Below are 20,394 nucleotides of genomic sequence, written 5' to 3' on the forward strand. Positions count from 1 at the left end.
TAGTGAAGGTAGAAGGAAATTATCATTCCATGCTATAGAAATGGAGTGTGTCATCCAATATTTAGCAAAACAGAAAGCGCTATCACGCAATGCAACACAATCATTGCTGCCATGAACGTTAGTACGTGCACGGTAATGAATTTTGAGTAATTTATTAACAGCGATCTATCTTCAGGGTAAAGGTTTTAGTTGAAAGTTAGTGTGAGTAAAGGTATAAGACGTATTGCGTCCTAACATAATACCAAGAAAATCTAGGGGAGGTCATGATCGATGAAGAAAAGAAAGTTTGGTCTAGCAATGTCTTTAGTGTTAGCTGCAGGTACAATGTTAGCAGCATGTGGCTCAGACGATAAAGATAATGCAGGGGAAAAGCCGGCAACAGGAGACAGCGGTGAGAAAAGCGAATTCTCAATTGCTATGGTAACTGACGTTGGAGGAATCGATGATAAATCATTCAACCAATCTGCATGGAAAGGCGTTAAAGAATTCGGAGAAGATCAAGGATGGGAAAAAGGAACTGGCGGATACGATTATCTGCAGTCAACTGGTCCGGAAGATTATACAACAAATCTTAACAACTTGGCTCGTCGTGACTTTAACTTAATATACGGAGTAGGTTTCTTGATGGAAGATGCAATTGAAGATATTGCCGCTCAACAAAAAGACACTCAATTCTCTATTATTGATGGGGAAGTAGATGCTCCAAACGTAGCTAGCATCCTCTTTAAAGAACAAGAAGGAGGATATTTAGCCGGAGTAGCAGCTGGATTAATGACAAAGTCAGATAAGATTGGTTTCATCGGTGGTATGGACAACCCTGTCATCGAGCGTTTTGAAGCTGGATTCCTAGAAGGTGTTAAAGCAGTGAAGCCTGAAATCAAAGTAGATTCAAAATACGTAGGTGCATTTGATAAAGCAGAACTTGGGAAAGCTGAGGCAGGCCGTATGTACTCTTCAGGCGTAGATATTATCTTCCACGCTGCGGGCGGTACAGGTAACGGTGTATTCTCTGAAGCAAAAGAACGTAAACAAGCAGATAAAGATGCGTATGTTTGGGTAATTGGTGTTGACTCTGACCAATATGAAGAAGGTAAAGTTGGAGATGACAACATTACGCTAACGTCTATGTTGAAGCGTGTTGATGTAGCAGTTAAAGATATTGCCGAGTTGTCAATGAATGGTAACTTCCCTGGTGGGGAAACAAAAGTATACGGTCTTAAAGATGATGGTTTAGGTCTTGCTGATTCACGTGGCGCAATTCCACAAGACGTATTGGATCAAATTGATGAACATGCACAAAAAATTGCAAATGGTGAAATTGAAGTGCCAGAGTTTGTAGAAAAGAAAAAATAAGGTCAGTACAACAATTGGAGGCCGGTTTTTATACCCGGCCTCTATTTCATTAAATTGCTAAAATAAAGGTTCTTTGTTGGTTCATTTGGAACTTTTATTTTATTAATTTCTAAGATTAATAAATTAACTATAATAAAAATTATCAACAGGCTACTTAAACTAAAATAGCAAAGCGTTCAACTGTTCATACGGGGACTTTATCACGTATTATTGAAAATGAGAGTTTATGCTACTTGATTCTATGGAATTCAATTATGGGCAAGGAAGTGATTGGGATGGATTATGTAATTGAGATGCTAGATGTTTCGAAAAAGTTCGGAAATTTTTATGCGAATGATCATATTACATTACAACTAGAAAAAGGCGAGATCCACGCACTGCTTGGTGAAAACGGTGCCGGGAAGTCTACCTTAATGAACGTACTATTTGGTTTATATCAACCAGATGGTGGAGAAATTCGCGTTCGAGGCGAAAAAGTAGCAATTACTGACCCGAACGTAGCCAATGATCTAGGCATTGGGATGGTGCATCAGCACTTTATGTTGGTAGAGAATTTAACGGTGACCGAGAATATTATTTTAGGTAGTGAGCCAACTAAATCCGGAATGATCAACATTAAGGATTCTGCGAAAAAAGTTGCTGAAATTTCAAAGATGTATGGACTGGATGTCGATCCGTACGCGAAGATAGAAGATATATCTGTAGGTATGCAACAACGTGTCGAAATACTTAAGACACTTTATCGTGGCGCAGATATCTTAATATTTGATGAACCCACTGCATCTTTAACGCCTCAAGAAATTGATGAATTGTTAAATATTATGAAAAAACTCGTTGCAGAAGGAAAATCAATCATCTTAATCACCCACAAACTGGCCGAAATCATGAATGTGTCAGATAAAGTAACTGTCATCCGTAAAGGTAAAGGAATTGGTACTGTTATTACAGCAGAAACGAATCCCGAAGAATTGGCGACGTTGATGGTAGGACGTCAAGTAACATTTAAAACAGAAAAAGGCCCATCCCACCCGACGGAAGAAGTATTGAAGATAGAAAATCTACAAGTTAATGACTATCGGGGTGTTGCTAAATTAAAAGGGCTTAATCTTTCGGTGCGTCGCGGTGAAATAGTCGGAATTGCCGGCATCGATGGTAACGGTCAATCCGAATTAATCGAAGCGATCACGGGCTTGACTAAAGTGAAAAGCGGTAACATTTTTATCAATGATGAAAATGTTACAAATAAAAAACCGCGGAAGATTACTGAAACCGGTATTGGACATATACCACAAGACCGCCATAAGCATGGACTTGTTCTAGACTTCTCAGTGGGGTATAATACCGCGCTTCAATCGTATTATCATGAACCATTATCTAAAGGTGGAATCATGAATTATAAAGTGGTCAATGAAAAAGCGGAAGAACTGATCAAAGAGTACGATGTTAGAACACAGGGGACACATGAATTAGCAAGAGCTCTATCCGGAGGGAATCAGCAAAAGCTGATCATCGGGAGAGAAATTATGAGAAATCCCGATTTACTGATTGCGGCATTACCTACACGTGGTTTGGATGTCGGAGCAATCGAGTTTATTCATCGTCGTCTAATCGAACAACGTGACAGTGGAAAAGCGGTTTTACTCATTACCTTTGAATTGGATGAAGTCATGAATGTCTCAGATAAGATTGCAGTTATTTATGACGGGAAAATTGTAGGTACGGTAATTCCGCAAGAAACAACCGAACAAGCACTAGGATTGATGATGGCGGGCCATTCAAAAGATATTGCTGAGAAAAAAGCGCTAGCTGCTGAGAAGGATGGTGATGAACAGCATGTCGAATAGAATGATCAATATACTGGTTCCGGTAGTTTCAATCTTTTTAGGGCTCTTAGTAGGCGCGATCGTGATGCTGATCAGTGACTATAATCCCATCACAGGCTATATGGCATTATGGAATGGTATTTTTGGTGATTCTTATGCAATCGGTGAAACCATTCGTCAAATCAGTCCATACTTACTTGCAGGACTTGCGGTAGCATTCGCCTTTAGAACTGGACTTTTCAATATTGGGGTAGAGGGACAATTAATCGTTGGCTGGTTTGCTGCAGCTTACGTAGGGATGGCATTCGATCTTCCGAAAATTATTCACTTGCCTTTCGCACTCATAGCAGCTGCTGCAGCAGGAGCACTCTGGGGACTCGTACCTGGTATTTTAAAAGCAACATTGAAAGTACATGAAGTTATCGTCACCATTATGATGAACTACATTGCCTTACATGTAGTGAACGCATTAATAAAAACACTCTCCGGTGGTGGATTCAAATTAGAACGCATCCATGAATCAGCTTCACTTCGGTCAGAGTTCTTATCTAATCTAACGGACTACTCTACATTGCACTACGGAATATTCGTTGCATTAGCTATGGTGGTCGTCATGTGGTTCATTTTAGAGAAAACAAAGACAGGATATGAGTTGAAATCTGTTGGGTATAACGAAAATGCAGCGCGATATGCAGGAATGAGCGCTAATAAGAATATTGTACTGGCAATGGTCATTTCCGGTGCGTTCGCTGGACTAGGGGGCGCGATGGAGGCACTTGGTACGTTTGGTAACATGTCTTCAATGGGTGGCTTTACAGGGATCGGTTTTGATGGAATCGCTGTAGCCTTGCTAGGCGCGAATACGCCTCTTGGTGTGATCTTCGGTGCGACGTTATTCGGCTCATTGAAATATGGTGCGAATAACATGCCGAATGAAGCGGGAATTCCTGTAGAAATCGTTTCGATCATTATTGCATTGGTTATTTTCTTTGTTGCCTGTGGATACATCATCCGCGTAGGACTCATACGTTTGCGTAATAAGAAGGAGGCAAAGTGACATGTTAGATGTATTATACTTCATCATACCTATAACAATTGCTTCTGCGGCTCCTCTTATTTTCACAGCAATTGGCGGTGTATTCTCTGAACGATCTGGAGTTATTAATATCGGATTGGAAGGCCTCATGATTATGGGCGCATTCATCGGTATCCTATTCAATCTATTTTTCGCGGATACCTTTGGAGCATGGACACCTTGGATTGCGTTACTTGTGGCAATGCTCGTTTCAGCACTATTTGCAACACTTCATGCTATAGCATCTATCTCGTTCCGAGCGGATCAAGTAGTATCAGGTGTCGCGATTAATATGTTAGGTTTGGCTGTTGCATTGTTCTCAGTAAAAATGATTTTTGGCAAAGGTCAAACTGATTTCATTCAACAAAAAATTCCGAGATTCAATGTGCCCTTTTTGGAGGATATTCCAATCATTGGCCCTATGTTTTTTAAGTTAGTCTATGGTTCTTCTATATTGGCGATTGCCGTTGCGTTTATTGCTTGGTTTGTTATTTACAAAACACCATTTGGTTTACGTCTCCGCTCAGTAGGTGAACATCCTATGGCAGCAGACACAATGGGAATTAAAGTAACAAAAATTCGTTATATCGCAGTTCTGATTTCTGGGGGACTTGCCGGAATAGGTGGAGCAGTTTATTCTCAAACCATCACAAATGACTTTGGACATGCGACTATTAATGGACAAGGATTTATGGCGCTAGCGGCGATGATTTTTGGTAAATGGCATCCATTAGGAGCTATGGGAGCCGCGTTATTCTTCGGTTTTGCACAGGCGTTAGCAATTAGTTCTTCTAGTATTAAATTCTTAGAAGATATTCCAGCAGTGTATTTCCATATCTTCCCTTATGTTTTAACTATCCTGGCTCTTGCCGGATTCCTTGGGAAAGCGAAAGCACCAAAAGCACTTGGTAAGCCTTACGTTAAAGGAAATAGATAAAAGTTATAAAAGCTACCTGGAGATATATACTCTTCAGGTAGCTTTTATAAGGTTGTAGCGATTAAAAGTCGAAGTTTTCTTTCGTATTTAGCTTTGGTCGTGGTTATTCTCTACCATCCGCACTTAAAAGTTGTATCATTTTCCAAATGACAGGCTAAAATGTATAGTGAGACTAGGAATACATATAATAAGGTAAACGAGGTGTTTGTATGTTCAATAAAACAAAATTACAAAATGGAGTTCATTTGTATATACGGAAAACGGAACAGTTTAAAACAGTGAACGTGACAATTAAGTGGAAAGCGCCATTGGATCAGAAGAAAGCTTCCGAACGTACTGTATTGGCGAACGTGATGGAAGATTCAACAAAGCAGTATCCCACATTGAGTTCCATGCGCAAGGCGCTCGATGAGTTGTACGGTACGGTATTATTTACGGACGTCTCGAAAAGAAGCTCTCAACATATGGTTTCGCTTTATACGGAATGTGTGAACGATGAGTTTTTTGTAGGGGAAGATATTTTTAAACAGTTATGGCAATTGATCCGTTCTGTAGTATTTGATCCGAATGTAACGAATAAAGCATTTGATCCAGATGTTACAGAAAGAGAAAAGCGTAATGTCCGTGATCGGATACGATCTATTTATGACGATAAAACCCGCTTTGCACAAAAACGTATGCTTGAAATTATGAGACCAGATCATCCGGCCTCCATTTCGGCTTACGGAACCGAAGCTGCAGTGTCCGAAATTACGAATGAAAGTCTTTATGCTACATACGAAGATATGATCAATAATGATTTGATTGATATCTATGTAGTAGGCGATGTAGATGAAAAGGAAATCATCGAGCAGATTAAGCAATTCTTACCGTTCGAAGCAAGAGATGCAGCGAAACAAAATGACTTGCCGGATGTAAACGTGTCAGGTTCTGTGAATACAGTTAGAGAAAAACAAGACATGAAACAAGGTAAACTTCATCTTGGTTTCCATACACCGGTATCATTCCATCATCCCGATTACCACAAAATGCAAATAACAAATGGTGTTTTCGGTGGTTTTGCACACAGTAAACTATTCATGAATGTGCGAGAAAAAGAAAGTATGGCATACTATGCGAATAGTGCATTTGCTTCGCATTACGGGATCGTCTACGTCACGGCAGGTATTGATGCAGATTTAGAAGAGAAAGCTGTTAAGCTAATTCTTGAACAACTGACAGCATTACAAAATGGGGATATTACAGAGGTTGAGTTGAGTCAGACGATCGCACTTCTAGAAAACAGTATCTTGAGTGCAAATGATTCAGCTCGCAGTCAGATTGAGATTTATGATCAATATAAAGAGTTAGACGAGAGCTTCACTGCTGAACGATTGATCCAAAAGTGGGAGTCAGTCACATTGGAAGACATAAAGGAAATGGCGAATACAATTCAATTGGAAATTGTGTATTTGTTGTCAGGTAAGGAGGACGTTTCCAAATGAAAGAAATAAAATTTGATCAACTACAAGAGAAGATTTATACAGAAACACTAGATAACGGACTGAAAGTTGTTATTCTACCGAAACGTGGATTTTCCAAAACATTTGTAACGTTTACAACGAAGTACGGCTCCATTGATCGTACATTTAAACCGCACGACAAAGATGAATTCATCACAGTACCTGATGGTATTGCTCACTTTCTTGAGCACAAAATGTTCGAGAAAGAAGACGGCGATGTATTCCAAAAATTTAGTTTAAATGGCGCTTCTGCAAATGCGTATACAACATTCGGTAGAACGGCATATCTTTTTTCTGCCACTAATAAACTAAAAGAAAACACAAAGGTCCTACTCGACTTCGTTCAACAACCATATTTTACAAAGCAAACTGTGGATAAGGAAAAAGGGATCATTGCCCAGGAAATTACAATGTATGATGACCAGCCTGACTGGCGATTATATTTCGGAACAATTGAAAACCTTTATGAAAACCACCCAGTGAAAATTGATATTGCGGGAACTGTCGAGTCTATTCAGGACATTACGGCTGAACATTTATATACATGCTATGAGACGTTCTATCACCCGTCGAATATGCTATTGTTTATTGTTGGAGCAGTGAAGCCAGAGGAAATGATGGCATTTGTTAAAGAAGATCAAGCAAAGAAATCATTTGATAAACCAGAAGAGATCGAACGTCAATTCCCTACTGAATCCAAAAAAGTGGATGTGCCTGAACGTACATTGACAATGGATGTTTCGAAACCTAAATTGAATATCGGTATGAAATGTAATGAAACCGATCTACAGGGCCAAGAAATGCTTGAAACAGAGTTGTCAGCAAATCTCGTATTAGATAGTCTATTCGGTCGTACATCTGCATTTTACGAAAAAGCGAATGCAGAAGGCTTAGTTGATGAATCCTTCTCGTATGAATTCTCTATGGAAGAAGGCTACGGCTTTGCCATGGTCGGTTCTGATACAGACGAGCCAGAGCGCTTAGAAGAGTTAATTCGTCATACGATTAAAGATGCGAAAACCAATTGGCCGGTACAAGAAGAAGATTTGGACAGAATGCGTAGAAAAAAAATCGGTCAATTTATGCGTTCATTGAACTCCATTGAATTTATCGCAAATCAATATACACGATATGAATTTAACAAAATGAATTTATTTGATGTCGTACCGACTTTGGAAAACTTATCGATGGATAAGTTAAAACAAGCATTTGCGACATTCTCCGATGACAGTAGCTATACAATCTTCAAAGTACTGCCACCGAAAACGCAATGAGTATGACGCGTTTTGCTCTAGTTTTAGGGGCTTCTGGAGGAATTGGAGAAGCGATCTGTAAACAACTAGCTGAAGCGGGATGGTCTTTGTATTTGCATTATAACACCAATAAAAATCAGCTCAATCAATTGCGTGTGGAGTTAGAAGAGACATACCCTACCCAGCATTTCCGTAGTGTGCAAGCTGATTTTAGAGTGGAGCAAGCGGCAGAACAATTAGCGTCAAGCATTCAAAGTGTTCAAGCAATTGTTGTAGCCAATGGTCAGGCAGTCGTAAAACTGCTATCGGATACAAGTGAAATGGACATGGCGGAATTGTGGCAGGTCCATATGCAAAACCCAGCCCGGTTAATTGCGCTGTTATCTGAAAAGCTACGCAAGCATGATGTTTCTTATATTACGTTTATAGGATCGATATGGGGCAGTGCGGGAGCTGCGGGTGAGGTAATGTATTCGGCAGTCAAGGGAGCTCAGCATGCCTTTGTCAAAGCATATGCAAAGGAATCTGCCTATTCAGGCATACGAGTCAATGCGATTGCTCCCGGGTGGATTGATACCCGCATGAATCAGGAGTTCTCTACTGAGGAACGTCAGATGGTACTTGATCAAATTCCACTTTTGTCTGTTGGAACACCGCAGGAAATAGCGAATATGGTGGAATTCATGCTGAGCGGCAAAGCAGATTATATGACAGGTGAAATAATTCAAATCAATGGTGGTTGGTATATGTAAGGCCTTGAGAAAAGGACAATGCCTGTTGTCCTTTTCTTCTTTAATTCGCTTTCGTTATCCGCTATTATAGAACTAAGTGCATACTTGTTATGCTGAAAAAAGTGGCTTTATGAAGGAGTGTGTTGAATGGGACAATGGTATGTCGAATATGAGTTACAAGTCAATCGGCCTGGGTTACTAGGGGATATTGCTTCGTTGCTGGGTATGTTGCGAGTAGATATTGTGACCATTAATGGAGTGGATGGCAGATACCGTGGTATGCTCGTTCACACCGATCATGATCAGCAAATTAAACGTTTCGAGTTAATCGCATCTACTATGGATGCAATTGTGATCCATAAGATCAGAGAACCTAAGTTGCGTGATGTATTGGCTGTTCGTCATGGACACTATATTCAGCGCGGAACTGATGACCGAAGAACGTATCAGTTCATAAGAAGTGAGCTTGGAATTTTAGTAGACTTTTTAGCAGAGATTTTCAAACAAGATGGTCATAAGCTAATCGGTGTTCGCGGCATGCCGCGGGTTGGCAAAACGGAATCCGTAGTAGCAGCAAGTGTTTGTGCCAATAAGAAATGGGTCTTTTTGTCGTCTACAATGATTAAACAAACGATTAGAACGAGTATGATGGGTGATGAGTTCTCAGACGATAACATCTTTATACTTGATGGAATCGTGACGCGAAAAACCTCTGACGAACGTCATATGCAATTAGTGCGTGAAATCATGGGCTTGCCGACCATTAAAGTGGTCGAGCATCCGGATATGTTCGTGAAGCAATCTGAATATACAATTGAAGACTTTGATATTATCATAGAATTACGCACAACTGTGGATCAAGAGATCACTTACGACATTTTAGAAAAGAATGATCCTATGTCCAACCGTAATCCTATGGGCGGGTTCAATATGTTTAATTGATCGAAATGAGTTAGGTGGGTGTTGAGTTTGATCGGAATTGGTGCTCGTTTGAAAGAAGCGAGGATTTCAAAAGGATTGACGCTAGAAGATTTGCAGGACAGTACGAAAATTCAACAACGTTACCTGTTGGCAATTGAAAATGAAGAATTTCAAGTTATTCCTGGCGCCTTTTACGTTCGTGTTTTTATTAAACAGTATGCAGAAGCGGTGGACTTGGACGCGGATGAAATACTCAATCTTTATCAAGATGAGTACGAAGATGCAGTGCAAGAGAAACAAGAGAAGACTGTACCAGCCACCATGCAACGAAGTGCAAGTTCAAAGCAGAATAATGAGTTAAGAGAAGCGATGCCAAAAATAATTGTTGCACTATTTATCATCATGATTTTTGTTATTGTTTATACTTTATTACGAGACAAAGCGACAGATCCGGCTCTAGATCGGGAATCAACAGAACCTGGTTCATCCGTCATGACGGATGAACCAGGTTCTGTGGAAGTCGAGAAACCTAAGCAGCCATTTGAACATGCTTCGACTGTGGGTGAAACGTCTACATTCAAACTGTCTGATACTGACGAAATTACATTGATTGTCAAAACGACAGGAAGGTCTTGGATCTCAGTAACCGATCAAGATGGCAAAGAACGGATGCCTGAACCAAGCGGTGCCCGAGTAGTTCAAGAAGGTGAAACTATTGAAATTGAAGCGAACGATGCGGAAAGTTTAAGAATACGAGTTGGTAATTACGAGAACGCGGAGTTGTCCGTTAATGGGCAACGCATAGATTACCCAACAGACCTGATCCCACAAAATATCGTATTAAAAAAACCGTAGAAAAATAGTCATCTAAAAAGGTGACTATTTTATTCTTTACAAATAGAATATGCTGTTAGGAAGGTGGACATGTAATGAATTTACCAAATAAGATTACGCTCTCCAGAGTATTTATGATCCCTGTTTTCATCCTGTTTCTTGCAGTGGATTTCGGATGGGGGATGATTCAGTTAGGTGGAACTGAAATGCCTATTGAACATTTGGTGGGCGCAATCATCTTTATCATAGCTTCTACAACTGATTGGTTAGATGGATATTTAGCAAGAAAAAACAACCTAGTGACAAATATGGGGAAGTTTTTGGATCCGTTAGCAGATAAATTATTAGTTTCAGCTGCATTTATTTTATTAGTGGAATTGGGGACGGCTCCCGCCTGGATTGTCATCATCATTATTAGTAGAGAGTTCGCAGTTACAGGATTACGTTTAATTTTAGCAGGTGGTGGTGAAGTAGTAGCAGCCAACCAGTTAGGTAAAATTAAAACAGTTGCGCAAATTCTAGCGATCACATTTCTTTTATTGCATAATATTTTCTTCGAAGCGATGGGTATTCCGTTCGGAACGATTATGTTATACATAGCATTAGTGTTTACAGTCTGGTCAGGTGTTGATTACTTCATTAAAAATCGTAAAATTTTAGTCGAGTCCATGTAAGGGGGAACGGTATTCATGAAAGCAGAAATAATTGCGGTAGGATCCGAGCTTCTATTAGGGCAAATTACCAATACTAACGCAAGGTTCATATCAGCTAGATTGGCTGAAGTGGGAATTGATGTGTATTGTCATACGGTCGTAGGCGATAATCCTAAACGTTTGTCGCAAACAATCCAATTAGCTCAGCAGCGTGCGGATATCCTCATCTTTAGTGGAGGTCTTGGACCAACAAAAGATGACCTGACAAAACAAACCATTGCACTTGAACTGGACTGTGAGCTTGTATCTGATGAAGATGCAATGAAGACGATCGAAGATTATTTTACTCACGCCGGCAAAGTGATGACAGAAAATAATAAACAGCAAGCTCTTGTGTTAAAAGGATCTACAGTATTGCCAAATCGAAATGGCATGGCACCTGGTATGGCGATAGGTAAAAATAATAAACAGTACATTTTATTGCCGGGTCCGCCTCATGAATTGGAGCCCATGTTCGAAGATGAAGCGATTCCATATTTACTTGGTGTATACGGGAAACAAGATGTAATTTCTTCTAAAGTATTGAAGTTGCAAGGAATCGGTGAGTCGGAATTAGAAGTTCGTATCCAGTCCGTTCTAGAGAAGCAAACGAACCCTACAATTGCACCATTGGCCTCACCCGGCATGGTCAATTTACGCATTACTGCAAAAGCGAAAACAGAAGAAGAAGCACAGAAATTGATATTACCTGTGGAACAAGAAATACGCTCTATTGTTGGGGAGTTTATCTATGGTGTAGATGAAGATACGCTTGCTTCCAAAACGACTGAACTTTTGCTGCAAAATGATTGGACTATTTCTGTGGCAGAAAGTCTAACTACCGGAATGTTTATGGCGGAACTTGGTTCAGAAGCAGGAATCGGCAATGCGCTAAAAGGTGGCGTAGTAGTGTATAATAAAGAGATGAAAATCGAGCAATTAGGTATATTGCCTTCCTTGCTTGATTTTCATGGGATTGTCAGTGCAGAATGTGCTGAAGCTATGGCTGAAAGTGTGAAAGAACGATTTACCACGACATTTGGAGTGAGTTTGACAGGTGCAGCGGGTCCTGAACCGCATGATGGACAGCCACCTGGTACAGTTTGGATCGGCATTGCAGCAGAAGGTATGAAGACAGCATCTTATAAGTTACAGCTATCAAGTTCTCGTAATTCAAATCGTAAACGTTCCGTTCAATTTGCTTTACATTATCTCATTCAAAAAATGAAAGAGAAAAAAGAACTGAAGTATTGAATTTTGCCTTTGAATTAGCTATTAAAAATCAATTTATCCCCGCTTTTTGTGCTTGTTTTTTAATTTCTACACTCAGTTTATCGAATACCCGTTCGTTTAATTCTTGTGTATTACGTTGAAAAAAGGTATACTAAGAGTAGAAAAAGAGTTTGAGGAGGAATTATAATTGAGCAATCGTAAAGCGGCACTAGATATGGCATTAAAACAAATAGAGAAACAATTTGGTAAAGGTTCTGTCATGAAAATGGGAGAAAAGACAGATCTTCAAATTGATACATCATCATCGGGTTCATTGGCTTTGGATGCCGCATTAGGAATAGGCGGATATCCACGTGGACGAGTAATCGAAATATATGGACCAGAAAGCTCTGGTAAAACGACTGTTTCGTTGCACGCAATTGCAGAAGTGCAGGCAAGCGGTGGTACCGCAGCTTTTATTGATGCGGAACACGCATTAGACCCTGTTTATGCAAAAAAATTAGGTGTTAATATCGATGACTTACTATTATCACAGCCGGATACGGGTGAGCAAGCATTAGAAATCGCAGAAGCACTCGTTCGTTCTGGCGCGGTAGATATTGTCGTAGTGGACTCGGTAGCAGCACTTGTTCCAAAGGCAGAAATTGAAGGCGAAATGGGAGACGCACATGTTGGTTTGCAAGCTCGTTTGATGTCTCAAGCGTTGCGTAAACTTTCAGGTGCAATTAATAAATCAAATACTATTGCTGTATTCATTAACCAGATTCGTGAAAAAGTAGGCGTCATGTTTGGTAATCCAGAAGTAACGCCTGGTGGACGTGCACTGAAGTTCTATGCTTCTGTTCGTCTTGAAGTACGGAGAGGTGAAGCGATTAAGCAAGCTAATGATATTATGGGTAACAAAACAAGAATCCGTGTTGTGAAAAATAAGGTAGCCCCTCCATTCCGTACAGCGGAAGTAGATATCATGTATGGTGAAGGAATTTCAAAAGAGGGCGAAATTCTCGATCTAGGCTCGGAGTTAGAAGTCGTCCAAAAGAGTGGTGCTTGGTATTCTTATGAAGGCGAGCGTTTAGGACAAGGCCGTGAAAACGCAAAGCAATTCTTGAAAGAAAACTTGAAAATGCGTGATGAAATTGCATCTAAGATCCGTGAATCATACGGTTTAAATGCTACAAACTACGTAATCGCAGCACATGATGAAGAAGATGAACTTGATGACTTACTAACACTTTCAGAAGAGAAGTAAGCTATTCATGTAAAACCGCCAATTCAAATTGGCGGTTTTTTTAAAAAGTTAAAACAACCAACCTGCATAAGTATGGCATTCTTTGTCTTGTCATGGAACTAGAATTGCAATTGAATAAATAGGTGAAGTGTAAAGTGAGGATACTCGAGTAAACCAAACAAAAAGCTTCAGTAGAATCATTTTTCCTCTATCATTCCTTGACACAATAAAAATACAACTATACAATTAAAGTGGCGTATTATATACGTCCTATATTTAACAAACCAATCAATTGTTTTTGGCGGTATATTGATTTTAACTTAATTCAGCAATATGAAAAATTAAGTAAAAAGTAGTGACATCAATAGAAATTTAGTCCCGAAACAACAGGTTTTCTACTACCCGTTGGATTAAGTTAAGCCTTCGGCGTTTTCACAGATCGTCGGGACATTATCGGAAAGTCCGATAACAAGTAAAGTGAATATATTCGCCGTGGCAAAATTGATTATACGAGCCGACTGAAAAGAAAAGAATAAGCAGAAGGAGGTGACCTCAATGGGTATTGAAATACTCATCTCCGTTTTGCTAAGTCTCATCGTCGGTGCAGTTGTTAGCTTTTTTATATTGAAAAATGTGAATGATTCAAAAGTAACTGGTGCCAAGCATACTGCCAACCAACTCGTCGAAGAGGCGAAGCGTGAAGCGGAGTCAGTGAAGAAAGAGGCACTGTTAGAAGCGAAAGATGAAACTCACGAACTGCGGATTGAAGCAGAAACAGAAGTCCGTGAGAGAAGGACGGAATTACAGAAACAAGAAAACCGTCTCTTACAGCGTGAAGAAAACCTTGATCGCAAGGATGATGCGCTCAATAAAAGAGAAGCAGGTCTAGAGCGCAAAGAAGATGCGCTATTAGAAAGACAACAGCATATTGAAGAGATGGAACGCAAAGCGGAACAACTCGTTACTACACAAAAGACTGAACTGGAAAGAATTTCTTCGTTAACAAGAGATGAAGCAAAGCGCATAATCTTGGAAGATGTAGAAGAAGAGCTAGCTACTGATATTGCTGTCATGACAAAAGAATCCGAGCAAAGAGCTAAAGAGGAATCCGAGCGTAAAGCACGTGAAATCCTATCATTGGCATTGCAACGATTTGCGGCAGATCATGTGGCAGAAACAACAGTCTCTGTCGTTAATTTACCAAATGATGAGATGAAAGGTCGCATCATTGGTCGAGAAGGACGAAATATTCGCACACTCGAAACGCTTACAGGAATTGATCTGATTATTGACGATACGCCGGAAGCTGTCATTCTTTCTGGTTTTGATCCAGTTCGAAGAGAAACAGCAAGATTGGCTCTGGAGAAATTAGTTCAGGATGGACGAATCCACCCTGCACGTATCGAAGAAATGGTCGACAAATCCAGAAGAGAAGTGGACGAGTTAATTCGAGAAAAGGGAGAACAAACTACATTCGATGTAGGTGTTCATAACTTGCATCCAGATATGATCAAAATTCTTGGTCGCTTGCACTTCCGCACGAGTTACGGACAGAACGTCTTGAAACACTCTATCGAAGTAGCCTATTTAACTGGCTTACTGGCAGCAGAGCTTGGAGAAGACGTTACACTTGCTAGACGTGCCGGTTTACTTCATGATATTGGTAAAGCGATAGACCATGAGGTAGAAGGTAGTCACGTACAAATTGGTAAAGAATTAGCAGTGAAGTATAAAGAACATCCAGTTGTCATTAACAGTATTGCTTCCCATCACGGTGATGAAGAAGCAACTTCAGTTATAGCAGTACTTGTAGCAGCGGCAGATGCATTATCTGCAGCGAGACCAGGTGCTCGTAGTGAAACACTGGAAAACTATATAAAACGTCTGCAAAAACTTGAAGAAATTTCGGAATCATACGAAGGTGTTGAGAAGTCATTTGCCATTCAGGCAGGACGGGAAGTGCGAATTATTGTTCGCCCTGAACAGATCGATGATATTACCGCACATCGCTTAGCACGTGATATACGAAAGCAAATCGAGGAAGAATTAAACTATCCAGGGCATATCAAAGTGACGGTCATACGGGAGACCCGCGCAGTGGAGTATGCAAAATAATACCTAACACAAAACAGCTTCCGGTTCGTTTGGAAGCTGTTTTCATTTTGGAAAGAGGTTATTGTAAATGAAAGTACTATTTATTGGAGATATCGTAGGATCAATGGGAAGAGAAATGGTGATGGATTATTTATCGCGTTTGAAACGCAAATATCAAGCAGATGTGATCATCGCAAATGGTGAAAATGCAGCTTCAGGCAGAGGAATTACAAAATCCATCTATCATGATTTATTGCATGCGGGAGTAGATGTTATCACGATGGGTAACCATACTTGGGATCAACGTGAGATTTATGATTTTATAGATGAAGTGGATTACTTGATTCGTCCTGCTAACTTCTCAGAACAAGCACCAGGTAAAGGCATGACATCGATAACAAAAAATGGCGTTACTCTTTCTGTGATTAATTTACACGGCCGCACATTTTTGCCTCCACATGATGATCCGTTTGCAAAAGCAGATGAATTGGTGGAAGAAGCCTTGCAAACATCACCGTTAGTCTTTGTAGATTTTCATGCAGAAGCAACAAGTGAAAAGATTGCAATGGGCTGGCATTTAGACGGGAAAGTATCCGCTGTCGTAGGAACACATACACATGTGCAAACTGCTGACGATCGAATTTTACCAGGCGGGACTGCCTATTTAACAGATGCAGGAATGACAGGCCCGTATGATGAGATTTTAGGAATGAAAAAAGAAGATGTATTATATCGTTTCTATACTAACTTGCCAACACGCTTTGAGGTACCGAAAAGTGGAAGACCTCAGCTAAACGGTATGTTTGTAGAATTGGATGACAAAACAGGCAAGGCACTTAAAATTGAGCGGATTCGAATCAACGAAGATCATCCGTTCAAAAACTAAATATCTAGGTGTCTAAATCCTCCTTGCTTATCATAGGATGTTGTATGGAATATACGCTTTCCATAGACATTGCAAAATAAGGAGGAAATATCGTGAGTCCCTTAAAAGTATCATCTCGCTCAAATCCGAACTCAGTAGCAGGAGCATTGGTTGCAGTTATTCGTGAACAAGGCTATGCCGAGATCCAGGCAGTCGGTGCTGGAGCATTAAATCAAGCAGTGAAGGCAATTGCTATCGCAAGAGGATTCGTAGCACCAAGCGGAGGCGACTTAATTTGTGCGCCTGCCTTCACCGATATTGAAATCAATGGGGAAGCTAGAACGGCACTCAAACTTTTCATTGAAAAAAAAGAGCGCAAGTAGAATACAAGAGACCACGAGCACTTCATTCGTGGTCTTTTTTTCATGACAAACCAGCGACATTTTCCCGCATTGCTGTCATATCAGACAAAACTTCAGTATAATAACATCATGTATGCTTATTTCCCGATAAGTAATAGAAAGGGGCTTCTACAATGAATGAAGAACAGCGCTTGCAAGCTGGACTCGCTACAAAAAATAATTCAAAACCAGACATTAAAGAGAAAGACTATAGCAAATACTTCGAGTCTGTGTATAGCGGGCCTTCTCTAAAAGACGCAAAAAAACGCGGGAAAGAAGAAGTGGAATATCACGATAACTTTCAAATAGATCAACGCTTTAGAGGAATGGGACAAGGTCGAAAGTTCTTTATTCGAACATTTGGCTGTCAAATGAACGAACACGATACGGAAGTGATCGCAGGGATTCTAATGGCATTAGGATATGATGCAACTGATAATGTAAAAGAAGCAGATGTTATATTACTCAATACATGCGCAATCCGTGAAAATGCTGAAAATAAAGTGTTTGGTGAATTAGGTCATTATAAACCACTCAAATTGACAAACCCTGATTTGTTAATCGGCGTTTGTGGTTGCATGTCGCAAGAGGAATCCGTTGTAAATAAAATTTTAAAAACGTATGATCAAGTAGATATGATTTTTGGAACACATAATATCCATCGTTTGCCGAACATTTTACATGAAGCCTATATGTCAAAAGAGATGGTCATAGAAGTGTGGTCAAAAGAAGGCGACGTGATTGAAGATTTACCGAAGGTTCGTAACGGCAAGGTGAAAGCATGGGTTAATATTATGTATGGATGCGATAAGTTCTGTACGTACTGTATCGTGCCGTATACACGCGGAAAAGAACGCAGCAGACGACCGGATGACATCATTCAGGAAGTCCGTCAGCTGGCTGCAGAGGGATATAAAGAGATTACCTTGCTTGGTCAGAACGTTAATGCGTACGGCAAAGACTTTGATGATATCAATTACCGGCTGGGTGACCTGATGGATGCCCTGCGTTTGATTGATATACCCCGGATTCGTTTCACAACGAGTCATCCGCGTGACTTCGATGATCACTTAATTGAAGTGCTCGCAAAAGGTGGCAATCTTGTCGATCATATTCATCTGCCCGTTCAGTCAGGTTCATCCGATATGCTGAAAATTATGGCTCGTAAATACACACGCGAAAGTTACTTGGAGTTAGTAAATAAAATTAAAACTGCGATTCCTACTGCGTCATTGACAACAGATATAATTGTTGGATTCCCCAATGAAACAGACGAACAGTTTGAAGAAACGATGTCTCTTTATCGTGAAGTCGGTTTCGATATGGCGTTCACATATATCTATTCACCGCGTGAAGGAACACCGGCTGCGAAGATGCAGGATAATGTAACAATGGAAGTGAAAAAGGAGCGTTTACAGCGTCTAAACAAGCTGGTAAACGAACTGTCTGCAGAAGCGATGAAGCCATATGAAGGACAGATTGTAAAAGTGCTGGTTGAAGGGGAAAGTAAGAAGAACCCTGATGTACTCGCCGGTTATACAGAAAAAAGCAAGCTGGTAAACTTTGTAGGGCCGCGTTCTGTAATCGGTAAGATAGTGGAAGTTCAAATTAAAGAAGCAAAATCATGGTCACTTAACGGTGAATTCATCGGAGTGGTCAAAGAGGAAAAGGTGATGTCATAATGGAAAAGAAGTTTACGAAAGACGAAATTATAGAAAAAGCACGTGATTTGGCACATATGTTGGCAAATACAGAGGAAGTTGAATTTTATAAGCGTGCAGAAGCTCAAATCAATGAAAATCAAAAAGTACGTGAAAAAATTGCTAGTATGAAATCTCTTCAAACACAGGCAGTGAACTTCCAAAACTACGAAAAAGAACGTGCACTAAAAGCGATCGAAAAGAAAATCGAACAAGTTCAAGGTGAAATTGATGCGATTCCATTGGTACAAGAATTCAAACAGTCTCAAGACGAAGTGAATGACTTGCTGCAACTGGTTTCCAATACAATCGCAAACAGTGTAACAGATGAAATTATTGAATCAACAGGCGGCGATTTATTGCGCGGCGAAACAGGCTCATATGTAAAGAATACACAGAAAAAATCATTGTCTTAAATATAAAATCGGCTAAGGAGAAAATTCCTTGCCGATTTTTTCAATTTTTGGGCTGCTGTTGCATAGGATGGATAGAAGCCAAAGAAGGAGGAAGAAAACTGAAAAACTTACGACAAATTGTGACGAAAGCTGTTATCGCCAAAGGGAAGCATCGATCAGAAACTACTGAGCTGCTGAAGCCGCCTAATCGTCCTTCCAGCATATTAGGGTGTTGGGTGATTAATCACACGCAACAAGCCAAGAAAGTCGGTTCACATGTGGAAGTAACAGGTAGTTTTGATGTGAATGTTTGGTACTCACATCATGATCATTCCAAAACATCTGTCTTTACTGAGTCGGTACCTTATAAGGATAAGATCGCATTGCATTATCGCGATGAGCCGACATCGGCTAAAGAGGAAACGATTGTCACAGTATTACAGCATCCTAACTGTACAGAGGCTAGTATTTCTGAATGTGGCCAAAACTTTTCAATTTCTATTGAAAGGGAATTATTAGTCGAGATGATCGGTGAGACAAAAGTTTCTGTAACCATTCATCCTCATCCACATGATGAAGAATGGCCAATACTAGAATCTGAGTCTTCATCTGTGGTGATGGAAGATAAAACGAATAAAGAAGTGCCGAATCAAGAGAGGCCTCACCAACCACCACGTAAAGATTCACCATTTTAAAAGCCGGAGATTCACCGGCTTTTTTTCTTTTGTAATCAGTAGAAGAAATGATGTGGGTCAAGTTAATTTTACAATAATAGATGTAATCTATAGATAGGAGGGATCCTATGGTAAAGTTAAAATGGCTTATACTTCTATTTGCCTTGACACTGCTGACGTCATGTGGGAAAGGAAATACATTACAAACTCTCACAGCCCCTTCGCCGCAACAGGAACTGAAATCACATGAGCGGGGTTTGACATTCTTGATCTCTGAACATCAATACGAGGAAGGCATGCCGTTATTCCATACGATATTGAAGAATGATAGCCAAACCAGTTATGAATATGGTGAATACTATCAAATAGAAGTATTCAAAAATGACGAGTGGTATACGTTAACGCATTCTGATTCCGTGTTCTATGAAAATCCACGTTTTACTAATCTGGGTTATTTGCTCGCGCCAGGCAAGGATATCCAACAATCATTTTCTGTAGAAACTCTTGGAGTGACACTCGTACCCGGTCAGTATCGACTAGTGAAAATATTTTTGAAACCTGTAGCTCCCCATTATACAGTAATACTCGCCGTTCCATTTACAGTGACTTCTAAGCACGGAATAGCATAATAGTAGAATACTGGTATAGAAAATAATAAACTATCTTGGCTTATCAAAAGCGGG

19 protein-coding genes are annotated in these 20,394 nt (G+C 40.1%); all 19 read left to right on the forward strand.

Going from position 1 to position 20,394, the window contains the following annotated elements; all coding sequences use genetic code 11:
- The first annotated feature begins 270 nt into the window (after window positions 1–270).
- The 19 genes from CSV61_RS03315 (at window position 271) to CSV61_RS03405 (ending at window position 20,340) form a co-directional block, all read left to right on the forward strand.
- The gene (locus CSV61_RS03315; RefSeq protein WP_083035479.1) at window positions 271–1,353 is read left to right on the forward strand and encodes a BMP family lipoprotein; all 1,083 of its coding nucleotides are present in this window, start codon (window positions 271–273) and stop codon (window positions 1,351–1,353) included.
- 275 nt (window positions 1,354–1,628) lie between these two features.
- Window positions 1,629–3,197: an ABC transporter ATP-binding protein gene (locus CSV61_RS03320; protein WP_099638091.1), complete on the forward strand. Its 1,569-nt coding sequence runs from the start codon at window positions 1,629–1,631 to the stop codon at window positions 3,195–3,197.
- Window positions 3,187–4,233 carry an ABC transporter permease gene (locus CSV61_RS03325; RefSeq protein ID WP_099638092.1) on the forward strand — a complete coding sequence of 349 codons (1,047 nt, stop codon included), beginning with the start codon at window positions 3,187–3,189 and terminating at the stop codon, window positions 4,231–4,233. The genes CSV61_RS03320 and CSV61_RS03325 overlap by 11 nt, the downstream gene beginning before the upstream one ends.
- A 1-nt stretch (window position 4,234) precedes the next feature.
- The gene (locus tag CSV61_RS03330; protein WP_099638093.1) at window positions 4,235–5,188 is read left to right on the forward strand and encodes an ABC transporter permease; all 954 of its coding nucleotides are present in this window, start codon (window positions 4,235–4,237) and stop codon (window positions 5,186–5,188) included.
- A gap of 209 nt (window positions 5,189–5,397) precedes the next feature.
- The gene (gene yfmF, locus CSV61_RS03335; RefSeq protein ID WP_099638094.1) at window positions 5,398–6,672 is read left to right on the forward strand and encodes an EF-P 5-aminopentanol modification-associated protein YfmF; all 1,275 of its coding nucleotides are present in this window, start codon (window positions 5,398–5,400) and stop codon (window positions 6,670–6,672) included.
- Window positions 6,669–7,964, forward strand: coding sequence for an EF-P 5-aminopentanol modification-associated protein YfmH (gene yfmH / locus CSV61_RS03340; RefSeq protein ID WP_099638095.1), 1,296 nt, complete (start codon window positions 6,669–6,671; stop codon window positions 7,962–7,964). The genes yfmF and yfmH overlap by 4 nt, the downstream gene beginning before the upstream one ends.
- A 2-nt stretch (window positions 7,965–7,966) precedes the next feature.
- Window positions 7,967–8,695, forward strand: coding sequence for an elongation factor P 5-aminopentanone reductase (gene ymfI / locus CSV61_RS03345; protein ID WP_099638096.1), 729 nt, complete (start codon window positions 7,967–7,969; stop codon window positions 8,693–8,695).
- A gap of 126 nt (window positions 8,696–8,821) precedes the next feature.
- Window positions 8,822–9,616, forward strand: a complete 795-nt coding sequence (locus CSV61_RS03350; protein ID WP_083035486.1) for a DUF3388 domain-containing protein — start codon at window positions 8,822–8,824, stop codon at window positions 9,614–9,616.
- Window positions 9,617–9,643: 27 nt separating this feature from the next.
- The gene (locus CSV61_RS03355) at window positions 9,644–10,450 is read left to right on the forward strand and encodes a helix-turn-helix domain-containing protein (RefSeq protein WP_158233772.1); all 807 of its coding nucleotides are present in this window, start codon (window positions 9,644–9,646) and stop codon (window positions 10,448–10,450) included.
- A gap of 74 nt (window positions 10,451–10,524) precedes the next feature.
- Window positions 10,525–11,103: a CDP-diacylglycerol--glycerol-3-phosphate 3-phosphatidyltransferase gene (gene pgsA, locus CSV61_RS03360; protein WP_099638098.1), complete on the forward strand. Its 579-nt coding sequence runs from the start codon at window positions 10,525–10,527 to the stop codon at window positions 11,101–11,103.
- A gap of 15 nt (window positions 11,104–11,118) precedes the next feature.
- Window positions 11,119–12,375, forward strand: coding sequence for a competence/damage-inducible protein A (locus tag CSV61_RS03365; RefSeq protein ID WP_099638099.1), 1,257 nt, complete (start codon window positions 11,119–11,121; stop codon window positions 12,373–12,375).
- Window positions 12,376–12,541: 166 nt separating this feature from the next.
- A complete protein-coding gene (gene recA, locus CSV61_RS03370; RefSeq protein WP_083035490.1) occupies window positions 12,542–13,603 on the forward strand; it encodes a recombinase RecA in 1,062 nt (353 codons plus the stop codon).
- 534 nt (window positions 13,604–14,137) lie between these two features.
- Entirely contained in the window at window positions 14,138–15,697 is a 1,560-nt protein-coding gene (gene rny / locus CSV61_RS03375; RefSeq protein ID WP_083035491.1) for a ribonuclease Y, read from the forward strand.
- A 67-nt stretch (window positions 15,698–15,764) separates the two neighbouring features.
- Window positions 15,765–16,562: a TIGR00282 family metallophosphoesterase gene (locus CSV61_RS03380; protein ID WP_083035492.1), complete on the forward strand. Its 798-nt coding sequence runs from the start codon at window positions 15,765–15,767 to the stop codon at window positions 16,560–16,562.
- Window positions 16,563–16,654: 92 nt separating this feature from the next.
- A complete protein-coding gene (locus CSV61_RS03385; protein ID WP_083035493.1) occupies window positions 16,655–16,924 on the forward strand; it encodes a stage V sporulation protein S in 270 nt (89 codons plus the stop codon).
- Between the two features lie 152 nt (window positions 16,925–17,076).
- Window positions 17,077–18,624 carry a tRNA (N6-isopentenyl adenosine(37)-C2)-methylthiotransferase MiaB gene (gene miaB, locus CSV61_RS03390; protein WP_083035494.1) on the forward strand — a complete coding sequence of 516 codons (1,548 nt, stop codon included), beginning with the start codon at window positions 17,077–17,079 and terminating at the stop codon, window positions 18,622–18,624.
- Window positions 18,624–19,058, forward strand: coding sequence for a YlbF/YmcA family competence regulator (locus CSV61_RS03395; protein WP_083035495.1), 435 nt, complete (start codon window positions 18,624–18,626; stop codon window positions 19,056–19,058). The genes miaB and CSV61_RS03395 overlap by 1 nt, the downstream gene beginning before the upstream one ends.
- A 119-nt stretch (window positions 19,059–19,177) precedes the next feature.
- Window positions 19,178–19,732: an outer spore coat protein CotE gene (cotE, locus tag CSV61_RS03400; RefSeq protein ID WP_099638101.1), complete on the forward strand. Its 555-nt coding sequence runs from the start codon at window positions 19,178–19,180 to the stop codon at window positions 19,730–19,732.
- Window positions 19,733–19,839: 107 nt separating this feature from the next.
- Entirely contained in the window at window positions 19,840–20,340 is a 501-nt protein-coding gene (locus tag CSV61_RS03405; protein WP_099638102.1) for an immunoglobulin-like domain-containing protein, read from the forward strand.
- Window positions 20,341–20,394: the final 54 nt, after the last annotated feature.

Source organism: Sporosarcina sp. P3 (assembly GCF_002743415.1).
GTDB classification, from domain to species: domain Bacteria; phylum Bacillota; class Bacilli; order Bacillales_A; family Planococcaceae; genus Sporosarcina; species Sporosarcina ureae_A.